General features: G+C 42.2%; 16 protein-coding genes. 10 read left to right on the forward strand and 6 right to left on the reverse strand.

Annotated elements, in window-relative coordinates; all coding sequences use genetic code 11:
- Nucleotides 1-58: 58 nt before the first annotated feature.
- The 6 genes from ACYQ0C_RS05685 to ACYQ0C_RS05710 form a co-directional block, all read right to left on the reverse strand.
- The gene (locus tag ACYQ0C_RS05685; RefSeq protein ID WP_016268079.1) at nt 59-1,993 is read right to left on the reverse strand and encodes a ParB/RepB/Spo0J family partition protein; all 1,935 of its coding nucleotides are present in this window, start codon (nt 1,991-1,993) and stop codon (nt 59-61) included.
- A 26-nt stretch (nt 1,994-2,019) separates the two neighbouring features.
- Nucleotides 2,020-2,610, reverse strand: coding sequence for a hypothetical protein (locus tag ACYQ0C_RS05690; protein WP_016268078.1), 591 nt, complete (start codon nt 2,608-2,610; stop codon nt 2,020-2,022).
- Nucleotides 2,611-2,674: 64 nt separating this feature from the next.
- A complete protein-coding gene (locus ACYQ0C_RS05695) occupies nt 2,675-3,688 on the reverse strand; it encodes a hypothetical protein (protein ID WP_016278410.1) in 1,014 nt (337 codons plus the stop codon).
- 31 nt (nt 3,689-3,719) lie between these two features.
- Nucleotides 3,720-4,013: a hypothetical protein gene (locus ACYQ0C_RS05700; protein WP_025076632.1), complete on the reverse strand. Its 294-nt coding sequence runs from the start codon at nt 4,011-4,013 to the stop codon at nt 3,720-3,722.
- Nucleotides 4,014-5,068: 1,055 nt separating this feature from the next.
- Nucleotides 5,069-5,824 carry a LytR/AlgR family response regulator transcription factor gene (locus ACYQ0C_RS05705; RefSeq protein ID WP_016278409.1) on the reverse strand — a complete coding sequence of 252 codons (756 nt, stop codon included), beginning with the start codon at nt 5,822-5,824 and terminating at the stop codon, nt 5,069-5,071.
- Nucleotides 5,805-6,896, reverse strand: a complete 1,092-nt coding sequence (locus tag ACYQ0C_RS05710) for a sensor histidine kinase (protein WP_016278408.1) — start codon at nt 6,894-6,896, stop codon at nt 5,805-5,807. Before ACYQ0C_RS05710 ends, ACYQ0C_RS05705 begins: the two co-directional genes overlap by 20 nt.
- A gap of 292 nt (nt 6,897-7,188) precedes the next feature.
- Between ACYQ0C_RS05710 and ACYQ0C_RS05715 the strand changes: the two genes are divergently transcribed.
- From ACYQ0C_RS05715 to ACYQ0C_RS05760, 10 genes are all read left to right on the forward strand, one after another.
- Nucleotides 7,189-7,719: an RNA polymerase sigma-70 factor gene (locus tag ACYQ0C_RS05715; RefSeq protein WP_032941520.1), complete on the forward strand. Its 531-nt coding sequence runs from the start codon at nt 7,189-7,191 to the stop codon at nt 7,717-7,719.
- Nucleotides 7,720-7,783: 64 nt separating this feature from the next.
- Entirely contained in the window at nt 7,784-8,602 is an 819-nt protein-coding gene (locus ACYQ0C_RS05720) for a FecR family protein (RefSeq protein ID WP_016278406.1), read from the forward strand.
- Nucleotides 8,599-11,199: a TonB-dependent receptor gene (locus ACYQ0C_RS05725; protein ID WP_032941513.1), complete on the forward strand. Its 2,601-nt coding sequence runs from the start codon at nt 8,599-8,601 to the stop codon at nt 11,197-11,199. The genes ACYQ0C_RS05720 and ACYQ0C_RS05725 overlap by 4 nt, the downstream gene beginning before the upstream one ends.
- Before the next feature lie 7 nt (nt 11,200-11,206).
- Nucleotides 11,207-12,520: a DUF4249 domain-containing protein gene (locus ACYQ0C_RS05730; RefSeq protein ID WP_009860255.1), complete on the forward strand. Its 1,314-nt coding sequence runs from the start codon at nt 11,207-11,209 to the stop codon at nt 12,518-12,520.
- Between the two features lie 51 nt (nt 12,521-12,571).
- Nucleotides 12,572-13,246, forward strand: a complete 675-nt coding sequence (locus ACYQ0C_RS05735) for a porin family protein (protein ID WP_009860256.1) — start codon at nt 12,572-12,574, stop codon at nt 13,244-13,246.
- A 46-nt stretch (nt 13,247-13,292) separates the two neighbouring features.
- Nucleotides 13,293-14,333 carry a DUF4848 domain-containing protein gene (locus tag ACYQ0C_RS05740; protein ID WP_009860257.1) on the forward strand — a complete coding sequence of 347 codons (1,041 nt, stop codon included), beginning with the start codon at nt 13,293-13,295 and terminating at the stop codon, nt 14,331-14,333.
- A gap of 149 nt (nt 14,334-14,482) precedes the next feature.
- Nucleotides 14,483-15,229 (forward strand): hypothetical protein, encoded by a 747-nt coding sequence (locus ACYQ0C_RS05745; protein ID WP_009860258.1) that lies wholly within the window; start codon nt 14,483-14,485, stop codon nt 15,227-15,229.
- 156 nt (nt 15,230-15,385) lie between these two features.
- Complete coding sequence (locus tag ACYQ0C_RS05750; protein ID WP_016278403.1) at nt 15,386-16,213, forward strand: hypothetical protein; 828 nt, start codon at nt 15,386-15,388, stop codon at nt 16,211-16,213.
- Between the two features lie 4 nt (nt 16,214-16,217).
- Nucleotides 16,218-16,373 carry a hypothetical protein gene (locus tag ACYQ0C_RS05755; RefSeq protein WP_009860260.1) on the forward strand — a complete coding sequence of 52 codons (156 nt, stop codon included), beginning with the start codon at nt 16,218-16,220 and terminating at the stop codon, nt 16,371-16,373.
- Between the two features lie 96 nt (nt 16,374-16,469).
- The gene (locus ACYQ0C_RS05760) at nt 16,470-16,685 is read left to right on the forward strand and encodes a DUF3788 family protein (RefSeq protein WP_227073467.1); all 216 of its coding nucleotides are present in this window, start codon (nt 16,470-16,472) and stop codon (nt 16,683-16,685) included.
- Nucleotides 16,686-16,755: the final 70 nt, after the last annotated feature.

Here is a 16,755-nt window from a genome sequence, read left to right on the forward strand (position 1 = left end):
GGGGGCGGTGAAAAAGATGTGCCGGATGTTGTCTCCGGCACATGCTTTCTGTTCGGCTTCAGGCGGCTTTTCCGCTTTCGGGTTTCTCCGTTTTCGGGGCGGTGACTTTCTTCTCCGTCTTTTCTGCCGTCTGCTGTTTTTCCGCTTCTTTGGCTGCTTTCTTTTCCGCTTTCTTCATTTCCTTTATCCTTTCTTCCAAACGTTCATGCCGTTTCTGATATTCTTCCTCGTGGGTGGCTTTGGCAAGTCCGTACTGGTCGGGAAAGTGCATGTTTGCGAAGTCCCTTAACAGCTTGGATGCGTTGTTGTCTCCGTGGCCGTTTTCACAAAGGAAATGACTGATGAAGTCCCGTTTGATGAGGGTCTTTTGTGCGTCCGTCAGCTTGGCTACGATTTTCATCCGCTGTTTCTCGTCCAATGCGAAAGGCTGGTCTTTGATGCCGAAAAGTGGAAAATGTCTCCTTTGAAGTTGGGCAAGCATGGCGAAATAAACCATACCGTCTTCGTACTGCGTGAACGGGCTTTCGGGATAGTCGTTCTCCCGGACAATCTTTTTCGTGTCGGCAACGGTCTTTTCAATAGAAAGCTGTCTGAAACGCTTGTCCCTCTCCTGCAATGTCCCGATAGTGACGGGGGCGGTTTCCTTCCTGTTTATCTCCACGTAGCAGAGTTCGGGTTCCGTCTGCCCTACCTTCACATAGGTCTTTATCCTGCCTTCCTCCTTCATGCGGTCAAGTTCCTCCACCTTTCGGGCATATTCCTCGTTTCTGCGCTCAAAAGTCTCTACCGCTTGTTCGTACTCTTTCGCTTGGGTGAACTGCTCTTTCTTCGGTGCTTCGGGGGCTTTTGGAAATTCCCTTGCCGATACGTTGTAGTCAAGTTCCTTGATTTCATGCCCTTTCTTGTCCAATTTTTGTAGTGCCATATCGTTACGGCTTCCGTAGTAGGGGCGTGCGACAACCAACTTCGGATCGGATTTCAAAAGTTTCTCCGTCTCTTTTGCCACATGGGCGGCATTCTTGGTTTCCAGACATTTGCGGTTTGTGCAGTGTCCGCATCCGTTATGCTCGGCAAAGAGGTTGTAATTGGCTGCGTTGTGTACGCATGCCTTGCATTCCGTCTTGTCGAACTTGTATTGCTTAAGGTCGGTTGTGTAGTATTTCTCAAAATATTTCTTGAACAGATTGAGTGTGTAACCGCTCCAATCGTCCTTGTTGTCTGTCTTGAGGTGGTTCTCATATACGTCCTTTTGGATATTGGGTTCATAGGTGCTTATCTCTTCGGCTACGCTGATAGTGATTGTTTCATTGTCTAACAGTTCACCGATAGGCGCATAGAGTTCGTTCAGTTTCAATCGGGTATAGATATACTTCTCGCTCCGTCCGAAACGTCCTGCCAAAGAATAAATATCATACCGTCCCTTTTCAAGCAAGCGTTTGAATGCTTTCGCTTCTTCGGTGGGGCGTACCTGCTCACGTTGTAAATTTTCACTCAGTGACATATCTTCCGCTTCATCATCTGTTATATTATTATAGATAGTTGCCTTTATCGTCTTTGCTCCTGCAAGCAGTGAGGCACGATAACGGCGTTCTCCGTATATGATTTCATAACCGCCTCCCGTGTGCGGGCGTACCGCAATGGCTTGCAAAACGCCCACTTCCCGAATGCTTTCCGCAAGTTCCTGCAATGATGCGTCATTGAATGTCTTGCGGTGGTTGTCCGTGCTTGGTTGTACGGTGGTGATGTCAAGGTCTGTTTCGGCTGTGGCCGTTGCAAGCGGTGTCTTGAACGTGACCTGCTGCGGTGTTTCTTCCGTAACGTTGGGAACGGCTGCCGTTCCGAGGGAGGCCGTCACTTCGGTAGCCGTGGGCACGTCCTGCGGTGTGAGTAACATTATCGGCTTCGGGATGATTGCCAAAGCGGTTACTTTTACTGCATTTTCTTTCTCTGATTTCTGCACGCTGTTCTTCTGTACTTTCTTGTTCGTTTTCATAATGATAAGTTTTTAAATATTGATAATTAATTGAATAGTTTTCCGTCTGAAAGGTATTCCCAACCGTTGGCGTTGCTTTCTTCCGTGAAGTATTCCAAAGTCTGGGTGCTCTCCATATCATCCCGACAAGCACGGAAAAAGCTGTCGAGACATTCGTTCATAAGGTTGTCAAACGTGACATTCCCGGTGGGGGATTTCAAGAACTTATAAATCGGATCAAGAATATCGTTATCTATATAATAGCCCGTAAGGGGACAACAAATATCTACAAATATCCTGCTTTTTCGTCCTTTCGTCCCTTTCCAAAAATATTTTGGCGTGTATAGGTCGTTCCAATGGTGGTTTATCAGATAGGCCATCAACCGCCAACCGCTTAACCCGTCTATGCAGTCTTCCTGCTTACTGCGGTAGTCATAGCTGTAATTGCATGCATCATATCTCCAATTACGGCACACGATACCGAAGCGTTCGCAAAAGGCATCAAGGGTTTGACGGTTCTCGTGCGTCCAACCGTAAAAATATCGGTTACACAACCATTCGGTGTGTGCTTTCTCTTTGGCTTCCTCGGATAACTCGGTTATCCGATAGAGGGTGTATGTTCTTGTTTCTGTTCTCATGTCGTTACTTTTTTATGGGTTCATTGATAGGTGGGCGGATTGCTCCGCCCTGCCGTTCATGCTGTCATACACGGATGCACGTGGCGAGTGCTTCCCTTACTTTCAGCTCCTGCTTCTTGGAATATATCCACCCTGCACGCCTTTCGCCCTTATAAGTGAGGTTTGCACGGAACAAACCGTTCAAGTCTTTCAGAACGTCCTTTATCGGCTTGGTGTCACCGAATACGGCAATCGCCTTTTCGCTGTATTCCACGATTTCAAGACTGAGGGTTGAAGGGGCTGCGGTTGCTGTCGGCTGTTGTGCTTCGTTTTCCCTCTGCGGTGCTTTCATGCAAAGGTTGGCTTCATCCCCTGCGGTATGCGCATACCGTTCTATGAACTTTTCAAGGTCACAGATAGGCTCTTTCTCAATTGTCCAACCGCTGTACTTGTTCCTGCCCAAATACATGCCGTCCCCCATGCTGTAATTTTCACGGTGTTCGTAATCCGCGTTATATTCTGCCAAATAGGCCGTTTCCTCAAAATTGGCGGCATGCTTGCGCATTTCTGAAAAGAGGTTGCGTGTATGTTTGGAAAAGCCTAAAATGACGGTTCTTGCTATACTATAGTCGTAATAGTCCGTATAACTGTCGCATTCGTTCACCCTCAATGTGCCGATAATGACCGCCTTTGCATCTGTCGGGATAAGGGGGCGCAAACGTTCCGCACCGATTTTTGCGATACGCTCGTATTCTTCCCTTGCTTCCTTCGCTTTCCGTTCCGCTTCGGCTTTCTTCTCTTTCGCTTTGGTTAGTAAAGCGGCTGTTTCCAACGGATCCAAAAACTTGGGGTTCGCATCATCGTAATAGATGCCTATTCCGAATTTCTCCGATAATGGCCGGATAAGGTCGGAAGTGTGAAACTCGTGTGTTTCCAAATTGACAAGATGATAGGTTATTCCCCACTTGTCACGGGTTACTTCATACACAACATAGCTGTCATAGCTGTAGCCTTCCAATACTACCACTTGATTGACTGAAACGGTCTGAACGTCTCTGTCGTAACTTCTGTTAGCTCCCAATAAATGTACTTTGTTCATAATGAGTTGTTTTAATGATTAATATTTCGTTTCAGAGTATCACGCAAAGAACAAGGATGAAAAGAGCGAGCACGCAAAGGGAAAGGAGAGCGGAAAGGATGCGCCACACGGAACGGATGAGGAAAACCACCACCGCCAAAACTGCCAACATGGGCAACCAACCGCTCCAAAAGGCCGCCACACCACCGACAAAGGCACACACGAAACGCACCGCCACGTACACCACGAAGCCGACCAACGACCACTTCATCCAAAATTTTATGCCGGTTGGAGCGAAGCCGAAGCCTCGTTTCAAATCTTGTTGTATTTCAGTTCTCTTTTTCATAACATTGACTTTTTTTTTATGCCTTGTCGGTGGCCTCACCTTGCTCGTTTCAGGGGGCAGATACGGACGGGGAGAAAATATGCAAGGCTTTTGGTGAAAATTTTTCAACCGCCCCGCTGGACGGATTGAAAAATTTTCGCCAAAACCCGTAGGGCGCGAAGCGGGCTTGCAGATTTTTAGGGGCCCCGCCCGTAGCTTCGCACCCTGAACTACGGCAAGGTGAAGTCATGACAAGGTTATAAAAAAGGGGAAATGGCTATAATGGGGAAAAGAGAACTGAAATATGACAAGATTCGGAAGGCTGTGCCAACTGGTTTATATATTTATTATGCAAATATTCTTGTTTGTTTACACTTAAAAATAACATGTTATATTGGTTTAAGTATAAATAAAGCATTCATTTGTATTATTTGTTTAAATTTGCTGCAATAAGGTGAATCTTTATATGTCAGTTTCTATAATTTATACTTCTAAAAAGGCTTTGAAGTATTTTTAGAAATCTTATAAGATCACAGAATAAATTTATTGGAAAGAGTGAAATACTTTTATATAAAAAGTTATAGATTTTTGTAACATAATGGCAACAGGTTCTTAATGAAGGGTGGATATGTAAAATTATGCATGAACAGTATGGTAGGCTATTACTGACTTATTTTCGTAAATCTGTTATCTGCAATGTAATCTATGGGGGATACTATCTCAGGATTGGAAAAATATAAAAGATTGCTGTGCAATGATAATTATCTGTAACGAATCACTTTCAAACTGTTTATGTCAGTGAACTTTACAGCGTCTTAAAAAGACGCTCGGAATATCGGAAGCGGAAATCTTCAAATGCTATAAGAACAAATAGAAGCTGTTTTGTTATTGTAATAGGTTAATTATAGTTTGTTGATACAATATGTGCAAAATTGCTAAAACCAATATTTTGTTTCCGAAATTCATAAATGAATATGTGAAATACGTATAACGAACTATAGACAACTTGTATATTACCTCATAGTAAAATACTATTTTTTGAATTTGATACCTTTACTATAATCATTTTTATAACTTTACCTGTCAAGCCATTCCTTAATACGTTGAGCTTTTTCCTTACTTACTTGGATTTCTGTCTTCGGATAACCCTTTAAATGGACAATAAGTTTCCCTCCGAAATAATTACCGAGGAATAAAACATGCTCTACGTTGATAATATATTGTCGGTTTGCACGGAAGAAACAGTCTGGGTTGAGTTGCTGTTCAAGTTCTTCCATTGACACATTGACAACTTCTGAAGTACCGTTATTAAGGCGAAGATACACATTCTTATTTTCAGTCTCAATATGATTGATGTCCGAGACACGTACTGTCTTATATCCGTCACGATAAGGTAACAGGAAACGTTCCCGATAACGGAACTGGTTCTTTTGTAACGCGTCGAAAAGCTGCCGGAAATTCTCTTCGGTATAATTTTTACCTGCTTTGATTGCTTTATTTATGGCTGCTTCAAGTTCATCGACATCCAAAGGCTTCAGAAGATAGTCAAAACTATTGAACTTGAATGCCTGTACCGCATATTCATCGTATGCAGTAGTGAATATGATGGGTACGGTTGCCGGAGCGTATTTAAGAGCCTCGAAACTTAGACCGTCAGTAAGACGGATATCCGCAAGTATGAGGTCTGTTGTTTTTCTTGATTGGAAAAATTCGACCGCCTCTTTTATGCTTGTAAATGGACCTTCAATTACAAACGTTGCATCAATATCATTTAGTAATCTTATGAGGCGCATGGCATTGCGCTGTTCATCTTCAAGAATCAGTATTTTCATGGGAAATGATGTTTTTAATTATTGGCAAACTTACCGAATAGAAGTTTTCGGCATTCTCTATCTTAACCTTTTTGTCGCAGAGCAATGCGTATCGTTCTATGATGTTTTTATGGCCTAAACCCGTTGAGTCCATTTTTGACAGCAAAGGTGATTTAAGATTATGCACAGTGATATAATCATCCGACAACGCAATGGCAATAAACAGCGGATGTTCCATTGAAAAGCTATTATGCTTTATTGCATTCTCCACAAGAAGCTGCAACACCGCCGGAGGAAGGAACCCCTTACATTCTTTAACCTCTGGACTGATTTTCGTAATGACGCCTCCGGCGTGACGTACCTTCATTAGATACAAGTATGAATCAAGGAATTTTATCTCCTCAGTAACAGGAATCAGATTCCTGTCCAAATTAGCAATGATGTACCGATACACTTTTGACAGATTGCTTAGGAATTTGCCAGCCAGTCCGGTATCTTCTTCAATCAATTCCAGCAGATTGTTGAAGTTGTTGAACATGAAATGCGGATTGATTTGCAGTTTCAGGGAGTTGAGTTGTGACTGTAGGGCGATCTCTTTCTCCTTCATCAGTGCCATTTCAAGTGTTTGCTTCTCGTCACGTGCCTTGATGTAAGATTGAAGGTAGAATGCGTTGGCATAAACGCTTGATATGAAGGTGGATATCATTGCAAAAGTATATGCGCCTTTCATGTTGAGTAATTCGTCAAGAAGTCCGTTCCCGGTTTCATCCCATAAGAAATTGAATAAAGATATCATGCCGAATGCGACAATATTATTCAGAGTCAAAAGACATGAGGCATAGACAATCACCCACACATAAGATGTCCTGAAAGGCAAAATCCTAAAAACAAGATAAGAGAATCCCAAAGATATATAGGTAAAGAGCATGCACAATAAAAAATCGACGATATAATCGACTGCCGCCATTCCCGGAGATTGGTCAGTTGTTTCATCATCGAGAATTAACCATATAATGAGGTAGAGCACATAGGAAACGGCTGATAATAAAAGCCCGTTCCGCCAGTTCATTATTTTTATATTTTCTTTTGTCATATCAGATGCAAAGTTACTTCATATTCCACAAAGATAGGGATTTGCTTCTTTATTTGATAAGATAAAATCGGCTGAAACGGACAAAATCACTTTCGAAATGATTAAAATGAATGTTGAAACGAACAGTGTTACACTTTACGTTTGCCGAAATGCCAATTCGGAAATTAGTTTTTTGTGCAATAAACCGCCCGTTTGGGCGGTTCAGATATCAATTTATCCGTTTCAGTCGGATTTTACTATTACGACTGATACTACACGGATAATTTTGCATCCTTGTGTTATAAATGCCATTATGATAAAGTCTGAATCAACCAAATTTGAAAAAATAGATATAGATAGTATTTATCGGAAATACTATCGGCTATTGTGCCTGTATGCACTTCATTACCTGCATATAACAGAGGATGCAGAGGATGTCGTACAGGATTGTTTGACTGATTTTCTCGAACGGTCCGAAAAAGGTTGTTTCGTCTCCGATATAAAATCCTATTTGTTTATGATGGTGCGCAACAGATGCTTTTTTATCCTGAAAAAAGAAAACATGATTGACCGGAATCGTTTTATTTCAGAGTTTGAGGAAATTCTTACTGATACAGAATACAAAGAACAGTCATTTATGGAAGCAAGAATGTGGACTGCTATAGATTCATTGTCTGATCGTTGTCGTGAAGCCTTCCTGCTGTGCAAACGGGACGGATTGAAATACGAAGAAGTGGCAGACCAACTTGGAATCTCCGTAAACACGGTCAAAAACCAAATCAGCAAGGCTCTTAAGACTATCAAAGGTGAGTGCCGGAAAATTTATTTTTTCTTTTTCGGGTAATTTTTTTTGTTTGGAATAGTAGGATTTCGGTTGATTTTACTCTTAGCTAAAAAGAACATCGAAAATGGACAAAGAAGAATTAAAAGGATTACAATTTGTTTTGAGGTATTATTCTCCGGGAATTTTTGATACCCGAAAAGCTTTACGCAGATACAAGGAGGCGCATCCAGCCAAAGAGCGCAGATGGCTCCGATATGTATCTGGGATTGCTGCCTCTGTTGCAATATGCCTATTTACTGCATATTGTCTTATGTGGGAGAAAGAATCTCCTGTTTGCTTATATTCTTATGCTGATGCCACAACATTCACACTTCCCGACAGTTCAGTGGTTACGTTATTTCCCAATTCAACTCTCAGTTACCTGCCGGACAGGTTCAATAAAAACAAACGGGAAGTTGATATGAGCGGAAGAATTAGTTTTGATGTGCGCCGTAACCAGTACGCTCCGTTTATTGTATCAGGAGAATATGCTAAAATAGAAGTGCTGGGTACACAGTTCGAAGTAAACGAGAACAATAATGGTTCCGTTACCGAAGTTCATGTATTATCAGGCAAGGTGTTGTTCTCTTCTAAAAATAATAAGAATGGTATTGTACTTACCCGGAATATGCAGGCTGTTATGCCTTTTGGGTCGGATGTTCCACTGATAATGGTGAAAAACTCAGATAAAGATCATGCAGACAAATCCGGGAAGTTCATTTATGAAAACACACCTTTGTCTGAAGTACTGAAAGAATTGTCCGAACACTTCCATGTAAAACTGACCAGTGTCTCCACTGGAAAGACACTTACAGCAGAATTCGATACAGACAACTTGGATGAGATTATTTCCATGATAGAAAAATCGCTGGATGTAAAGATAAGGAAGGAGGTCACGAAGTGATCAGGCTGACAATCCTTATATTGACCTTGTTTATATTGCCACTTTCGCTTCACGCCCAGCATAAGGTTCATTCATGTACCGTCAGACAACAAATGGAGGTAGTTAAAAAAGAGTATGCCGTAAATTTCGTGTATGATGCCTCATTGAAACTGGATATACCCTATATCGGCAAACCCTTAAAAGGACGGGGCTTGCACTCCACTTTGAATGAATTATTCCGTAATACAGACATAAAGTGGGAAGTAAACGGGAAACATGTACTGTTGAGCCGGAAAAAGAAATACACTTTGAGCGGTTATGTCTATCAGCATGATGGTGAAACAGTCATAAATGCCACAGTATGGGACGTCACGACAGGAACAGGCACATTGAGCAACGAACACGGTTTTTTCAGTATCACACTTCCGGAAGGACATCATGCCATACGCTTTTCATCCATAGGTTGTGGCGAACACTCGGAAGATGTGTTTCTTCAGCATGATACAACTCTGAAAATTCATCTAAAAGAAGGATATCAACTGGAAGAAGTGGTTGTGACCGCTGATTTGAATTCTCCGTTGATGACTACCCAAACAGGAAAAGTATCATTGACTTCCAAAGAACTGAATACCGGATATGCGCTTATGAGTTCGCCGGATGTGGTAAAGACATTACAGAATCTTCCGGGAGTGGCGGCAGGCACCGAACTCATTTCCGGGCTGTATGTACATGGCGGCGGTAACGATGAGAATCTTTTTCTGTTGGACGGCACACCTCTTTATCAGGTGAACCATCTGGGAGGGCTTTTTTCCGCATTCAACACGGATATTGTAAAAAACATCGACTTCTACAAGAGCGGCTTCCCTGCACGCTACGGCGGAAGACTTTCTTCCGTCGTGGATGTACGTACCAATGATGGAAACATGAAAGAATACCACGGTACGGTAAGCATAGGACTCTTGGACGGACGAATCCAATTTGAAGGTCCCATAAAGAAAGACCGGACCTCGTTCAACATTGCAATGCGTCGCACATGGCTCGATGTCATCACAGTACCGGCATTGGCCATACGCAACAGTTCAAAGGCCGATAAGATAAATATGCGCTATGCCTTCCATGACATAAACGCCAAAATAACGCACCGCTTTTCGGAACGCAGCCGTGCAGACATCAGCTTATATTCGGGCAATGACATCATGAAAGTGAACAACAAGCAGTTTGAGAAAGAATACGGCACGAACTACAACCGGGAAGAAGACCGTACTAAATTCAACCTGCAATGGGGCAATCTGACGGCCTCCCTGAACTGGAAGTACCAGTTCTCCCCGAAACTGTACTCCATATTCACGGGTGTCTATACCCATAACCGTTCCCGTCACGATTACCTTTCCGAAGAAAGGGTTTTTAATGAAGGACAATTATCAGGGATAACCCATAGCGAGCGTAATAACCGCTCCACCATCGATGACATTGGCTACCGTATGGAGTTCGATTATCGGCCAAATCCTGCGCACCGCCTGCGTATAGGGTCAAATTACCTGATGCACTTTTTCCGTCCTCAAAGCGCACGCACATGGGATTATTCCGGGACTGACAGCCAGAAAGACACCCTGTCACGCGAGGCTTCAGGTTCCTATAACGGACAGGAATTTTCATTGTATGCCGAAGACGACATAGCTCTAAGCAACCGTCTGAAGCTGAATGCCGGACTGCATTACACCCTGTTCCATATAACAGGCAAGACTTATCATTCCATAGAACCCCGCGCATCCATCCGTTACCAATGCAGCGACCGTGTGACATTCAAGGCTTCCTATACGGAAATGAGCCAGTTCATGCACCAGCTTTCCAACACATACTTGAATCTGCCGATGGATTTTTGGGTACCTTCCACCAAAAAGATTGCACCGATGCGCTCCCGACAATATGCGGTCGGGATGTATCTGCAACTACCTTTCCGCATCCGGTTGAATATGGAGGGATTTTACAAAACGATGAATCACATTGTGGAATATAACGGTGGAAACAGCCTCACGCCCTCTGCCGATGACTGGGAAGAAAAAATCCATGAGGGCAAGGGAAAGGCATACGGGCTGGAATGGGAAACCAGCTATAGCAATAACCGGACACACATCAGTGCGGCTTATACCTTGTCATGGAGCAAGCGCAACTTCCCGACATTCTATAATGGATGGTATCCCGATAAATTTGACAATCGTCATAAATTAAACCTCAGCGTTCGCCACAACTTTTCTTCCCGGATAGAGGCATACGCTTCATGGACTTACCATACAGGGAACCGTATGACCGTGCCGCAACAACAGGTCAATGCTCCCGTCATCCCCGGCATCGGTGGCGAGTCTGCTTCGGAATGGATATACGAACAGCCGAACAACGTGTCGCTTCCGGCATATCACCGCCTCGACCTCGGTGTTAATTTCCGCAGCACCACCCACCGAGGGCATGAAAGGATATGGAACATCAGCGTTTATAACGCTTATTGCCGTATCAATCCCCTTTACGGCAAGGTGCAAGAGATGCCAGACGGCAGTTTCAAGGGGAAAGCGACGGGGATGTTCCCCATACTTCCGTCATTCAGTTACACATTAAAATTCTGACAGATACATGAAAATAAGGAATCTGATATACATAATCTCCCTGTTCATACTTTCATCGTGCAACTATGAGTTCGAGTTGGGTGATATAAACGCCGGAGAAAAGCTGGTACTCTACTGTATGCCCGGTGCCGGCAAGGACACCACGCTCATACAGCTGTCCCGCAGTGTGCCTGTCTCCCGAAAAGGAGAACAGCAAAAGGGCATTCCCTATGCCGATGTCAACTTTATGGTTAACGGCAAGGAACAGCCGGTGTATTGGAACGAGAGTGCGACGCCATCTGTTCCGGTACAGTGCTACTATGTGCTTGGTCGATACCATGAAGCGGATGAGGTGGATATAAATGTGTCTGTCCAGGGGCTTCCGTCTGTAAGCTCCCGGACGGTATTGCCGGTGTCTTTTCCGCTGAAAAAGATGGATATGAAGCTAAAGCAGGAGATTGAGACAAAGTTGCAGTTTCTTATCACATTTCAGGATAATGCCGATACGGAGGATTATTATGGAGTGCGGATAGTACGTAGGTGCATTTATACGAGTGTGCCGGACAATCATGTCATACGCACGAGTTTCTCAGACCTCGAATTGGAGGTAGACGACGAACCCCTGCTGTATAGCAAGAGCGGACTAAACTCCGCATTTGACCTTTCCAATGATTTCTATCAGAACCTTTATATCTGGAGCGACAAGCAGATTAAGGGAAAGGAATATACCTTGCGTTTGAAAATCTCCTACTCGGCCGATGATATTTCGATGTGGGAAGGCACCACTTATAAATACTCGTACAAGGTATATCTGTACAAACTCTCACAGGAACTTTTCCGGTATCTGAAGTCATTGAATGATGTCAAGAACAATGATTTGGGCCACAAGGGGCTGGCTCCCATACGGAGCCATTACTCCAATGTGGAAAATGGTATCGGTGTTGTGGGGGGATGCCGGATTACGGAAACGGAGTGGATGAAGAATCTGTCGGACGAAGCATCAGAGGCTCCTCCGATGAAATGGAGTTCCAATGACGTGACAATCGAGACCATTGAAAACTCTTCGGCTCTTCGCATCCGTATTCCGAGGGACGGAGGAACTTACAAAATGAGAAACCTCTCCGAGAAATGGCTTTTGTTCTATTGGTTTGGCGGAATGACCAATATATTATCCGAGGAAGTGCAAAACAACTGGTTTCATGCCGTTCTTAAAGAAGACTTGCTGCAATTCACCACGCAGCCGAATGATACAGGGAAAGACCGCGTCGTCTCCGGAGGCATCATGTCCGGCAACCACAAATATCGGAATGGGTATTTCGTGTTTGAGCAATCGGGGGACTGAATAAATAAGGATAATTGGAAACATATTCATTAACTAAATAACAATTCGATTATGAAGAAGATTCTATTGACATTGCTTTTCATCCTGCCTTTCTACATGGCGGCAAAGGCGCAGGATTTCAGAGTAGGAGTGACAGGAGGTTATAACCTCAGTTCTCCGAGTGCTTACCAGTCACAGTCCGGTTTCCATGCTGGCGTAAAGGGGGAGCTTGGACTTCCGCAGGTGGCGAAAGGTTTGTATCTGGACTTCGGGCTGATGCTTTCCTCTCATGGTTGGGAAAATCCGGGCTACTATTACAACGCTAATTACAACCCTTCTGCCGGAAACGGTTCGGGCAATTCCTCACCAAACTACAGTTCTAACAGTAAGTCTACTCCTTATTATCTGAACATTCCTGTTCACATCGGATATAAGTTTTCTGCTGGACGGAATGTCAGCCTGTTCGTCAATGCAGGTCCTTATATTAGCATCGGCCTGTTCGGGAAGGCCACAGAAACCATCTTTCCCGACGAGGGAGCAGTCACAACCCGGACTGCGGCAAACAATGTCTTCAGCGACAAGATGCTCAATCGCTTCGATTGGGGACTGGGATTCCGTGCTGGGATAGAGATTGTTCGCCACGTTCAACTTTCTATCGGTTATGATTGGGGTATGAAGAATATAAATAAGAATGGTGTGGACTGCAAGAATAGAACTTTTGTTGTATCGTGTGCCTATATGTTTTAGTCTCCAATGTTAATTTTTAATATTAATCATTTAATCAAAATTTAAGATGAAAAAATTATTTTTTTTAATGTGTGTTACAATGCTTGGTGCATGTAATAATGAAGAAGAAGTGCAAATTTCTAAGGTTGAACAGCCTTCATCTATAAAAGCTGTTCTTATTCCCGTTCAACAAACGGGCAATTTAGTGACAAGAGGTGTCGGAGATGGAGAGTATGCATTAAGTTTCGATAGCGAAGGTCGTTTTCAAGAATTCAAAGAAAAACTTTCTTCTATCTCGGATAACGAAAAGTTGGAATTAGTAAATCAATTTGGAGTTAGAAATTTACATAATCTTGCAGCAGAGGCTGATGATGAATTGGAGTCTATTGGTACTAAAGCTAATTCAGAAGGAGAATTCCGTCAATCATACGAAGAATATAAGAAAAAGTATGAGGGGATTCTAATACCCAATAATATTGATGCCAATGATCTGTCACTTTATGTGCCGGATGAAGATAATGTGGAAACATTTATCGGAAACCAAAATGGCATGTATGTTATTGACGGTGAAATTAAACGGATAAATATAAGGAAAGATTTAGCGGAAAGTGTAGCAAAAGCAACACAATCATTATTGTCAGATAGAGCTAATGCAAAATCTATTGATGTAAATACATCCACATACAGACCGATGAAAAATAAAGAAATATATTTCAATGCTTATATGAGGGGAGGACGACTTTGGGTTAAAATGTCTGCCAAAAAGAAAATGTGGTATGGTTGGAAAAATGATCCACATCGTTCTTACTATTTCGATTCATTCCTTAGTCCCAATTTTAGTTATTTAGCACAAGGACAATATGGGCAAGAAGTTATTGCACCACGATTACCCAGATATATTTTCAATAATAATGTGAAAAATGGGTTTAATATTATTCTTGGAAAGATTACTGGTGGAAATGCCTTAACAGGCAAGTTTCATACGTGGACTGATCTTACTTCTGAACATGATGCCAACGGTAAAGATCAGACAGAGGTTATTAATGGTCATGTGGTTCCCAAATGTCTGATAGGAAAAGCACATATTATCAATATAAACTTAAAATAATGGTGCTATAAGAATGTATTTAGATCAAAAATAACTATCATTATACTTTGCCATTCTGAACGACGCTAAGGACTGTTCATCAAGGAGGTAATAGCTTGGCTGGTTTAGCATGGCAAAGTAATATAGACTAAACGTAGAGCGATTATATAATGCGAAAGCAATTGATTTTTATCGGATGCTTTATATGGAATGTTTATTCCTTGGCACAAACAGAGCGGAAATTCCTAATGATCGATACCTTGCCAAGCGTTAGGACAGAGCGTCCTGTTGGTATTGTTGAGAATAATGCCCACAACAAAATAGATACGGCTTTTTCTGTTCCAATACAGTCTTTTGCAATCATTACTGCCAATCCGTTTCTTATGCCAACCGATATTGTTGGCAATCAGTTGTTTCCTTGGAATAATCGTCCTGTAGGGAATCCGAACTTTCCTTTTGCTTCAGACTATCTGTGCGAAGGTCGACTATGGAGATTTCGCACCATCAGCAGTCATACCACCTATCCCTTTTGGGGATCGGCTACTTATGTAAAGTTTTTCTATCATCATCTGTTGACGAAACATTTGACTCTTAGCGTAGGAGCGTTTTGGGGTAAATATTCTATATTACAACAAGAAGACAAGGATGGCAACCGATGGCTTTTAGATGATAGTCCAATGATACGTAAATTGTTTAATGACTTTGGTGGCATCTTGGGAATGGAATACAATCCAATTGACCGATGGTCTTTGTTATTCCGTATCCGTTATTCTTTGATGGAGCGTTCTAATAAGGTTATGCCTTCACTTACTCCTATGTTTCCGCATAACAGTATGGAGATGAAGTTACAATTTACTCCAGTCAGGAATGTAAAGATAAAAATAGGATATGAAAGAGACTTGTATAAACCAAAGTAATAATTGAAGGTTTCCTTCGTCACACAGTTGGGCTTTTTACGTAAGTTTTGCAGAATAATGTCGGAATAACCAAAGCTATTCTGCAAATTGCATTGGTATCAAAGGGAATGCTGTCTCATTACTGCCGTATATTGAATATAAATTAAATGAAAAAATATGTGGAAACAGAAATTAAAAATCTGCGCCATCAACTTGACGGCATGCAGTGTGGCTCTTGTCATCATGATACTGTTGTCCGTTTGCTCCCGATTATACGGGCAGGAAAATTCTATGCTGTTCTTCGGCCGTGCAAAACTGACCGTGACGAACATAGACACTACCAAACTGTCGATTTATGAATATGGGAAGTCGTTTCTGTCTCCACATTTTGATTTCATTCCCAAAATGCCTGAAACACTTTTGAACTTTCGTCCTGATTATACACAGAGCTTTCCCGTTGACCGTTCGTCTTTGCATAAAGGCGAATACAATGTCGGCGGGATTATTCATCGGTTTGAGAAGATAGATGTTTGGGGACGTGGCAGACAGGAAAATATCATAGGAGTTGGCGTATCGAACTATGCTGAAGTTAAAACGGCATATTCTCCAAACGAGAGATGGAAATTGGGCATAAGCCTATATGCGCACAAACTGAGTATTCCCCGTTCGAGTAGCAATACATTTGGGATTGGAACCGATGTTTCCTATCAATTCCTCCCTAATACATCGCTCCATCTCTTTGGTACATATCATCGCACCTATTTGCTGGGTGTGCAATCGATGAAGAGACTGAACGGCTACCATTATGGCGGTTATCTTTCTTTTGATTTGGCAGAACGATGGGCAATGGATGTGGGCATGAGAAGTTATGGCGGCAATGGGTCTCACCAGCAATCGACTGTACCGATAATACGTCCGTTGTATAAGCATAACGGGCGTGAAATAAATGCGGATTTTGGTGGAATGTTCCAGCAAATCGTGAAAGGACTATTCTTTAATCATTGATAATATGAAACAGAAAAAAAGCAAAATAATGATTGTTGCAATATGGATTCTGCTGTACGGCTGCATGATGTGCATGAGTTCATGCGGAAGTCTGCTTTATAATCCGTCTAATAAGGCAGAACAGGTGACGGTAACTATTAAACAGCCCATAAAAATGTGAACAAAAATGATACAAGCATAGTTTAAACTTATTGGAAAAAACTTATGAATCCGTTAATATTAAAAAATAAAAACATTTTTTTCGACACTCCAAATATTGAAAGAAGTATTAGGACATAGCTATAAAGTCTTTGAAGAACAGAGGACTGAATTTACTGATTCTGTGATTGTTACTGAATGGCAATATTACAATGATAGTAAAGCATGGCTTTGCAAACTGATGTGCAAAAGAAAGAGCTTGGGGTGGTTTCATGTATATAATATTTTTTTCACTGTATCCTGCTTCTTTGCTGAAAAACATTTGAAGCAATAGAAAGGTTGGCAATCGCCAATGAAATAAAAGATGAATTTTATCATTTAAAAATAACAGGAAAACTGATATA

This window comes from Phocaeicola sartorii JCM 17136 = DSM 21941, assembly GCF_054653615.1.

Excerpts from the sequence above, each read along its gene's own strand:
- ACYQ0C_RS05685 (WP_016268079.1), bottom strand. The coding sequence starts at position 1,993 with ATGAAAACGAACAAGAAAGTACAGAAGAACAGCGTGCAGAAATCAGAG.
- ACYQ0C_RS05690 (WP_016268078.1), bottom strand. The coding sequence starts at position 2,610 with ATGAGAACAGAAACAAGAACATACACCCTCTATCGGATAACCGAGTTA.
- ACYQ0C_RS05695 (WP_016278410.1), bottom strand. The coding sequence starts at position 3,688 with ATGAACAAAGTACATTTATTGGGAGCTAACAGAAGTTACGACAGAGAC.
- ACYQ0C_RS05700 (WP_025076632.1), bottom strand. The coding sequence starts at position 4,013 with ATGAAAAAGAGAACTGAAATACAACAAGATTTGAAACGAGGCTTCGGC.
- ACYQ0C_RS05705 (WP_016278409.1), bottom strand. The coding sequence starts at position 5,824 with ATGAAAATACTGATTCTTGAAGATGAACAGCGCAATGCCATGCGCCTC.
- ACYQ0C_RS05710 (WP_016278408.1), bottom strand. The coding sequence starts at position 6,896 with ATGACAAAAGAAAATATAAAAATAATGAACTGGCGGAACGGGCTTTTA.
- ACYQ0C_RS05715 (WP_032941520.1), top strand. The coding sequence starts at position 7,189 with ATGATAAAGTCTGAATCAACCAAATTTGAAAAAATAGATATAGATAGT.
- ACYQ0C_RS05720 (WP_016278406.1), top strand. The coding sequence starts at position 7,784 with ATGGACAAAGAAGAATTAAAAGGATTACAATTTGTTTTGAGGTATTAT.
- ACYQ0C_RS05730 (WP_009860255.1), top strand. The coding sequence starts at position 11,207 with ATGAAAATAAGGAATCTGATATACATAATCTCCCTGTTCATACTTTCA.
- ACYQ0C_RS05735 (WP_009860256.1), top strand. The coding sequence starts at position 12,572 with ATGAAGAAGATTCTATTGACATTGCTTTTCATCCTGCCTTTCTACATG.
- ACYQ0C_RS05740 (WP_009860257.1), top strand. The coding sequence starts at position 13,293 with ATGAAAAAATTATTTTTTTTAATGTGTGTTACAATGCTTGGTGCATGT.
- ACYQ0C_RS05745 (WP_009860258.1), top strand. The coding sequence starts at position 14,483 with ATGCGAAAGCAATTGATTTTTATCGGATGCTTTATATGGAATGTTTAT.
- ACYQ0C_RS05750 (WP_016278403.1), top strand. The coding sequence starts at position 15,386 with ATGTGGAAACAGAAATTAAAAATCTGCGCCATCAACTTGACGGCATGC.
- ACYQ0C_RS05755 (WP_009860260.1), top strand. The coding sequence starts at position 16,218 with ATGAAACAGAAAAAAAGCAAAATAATGATTGTTGCAATATGGATTCTG.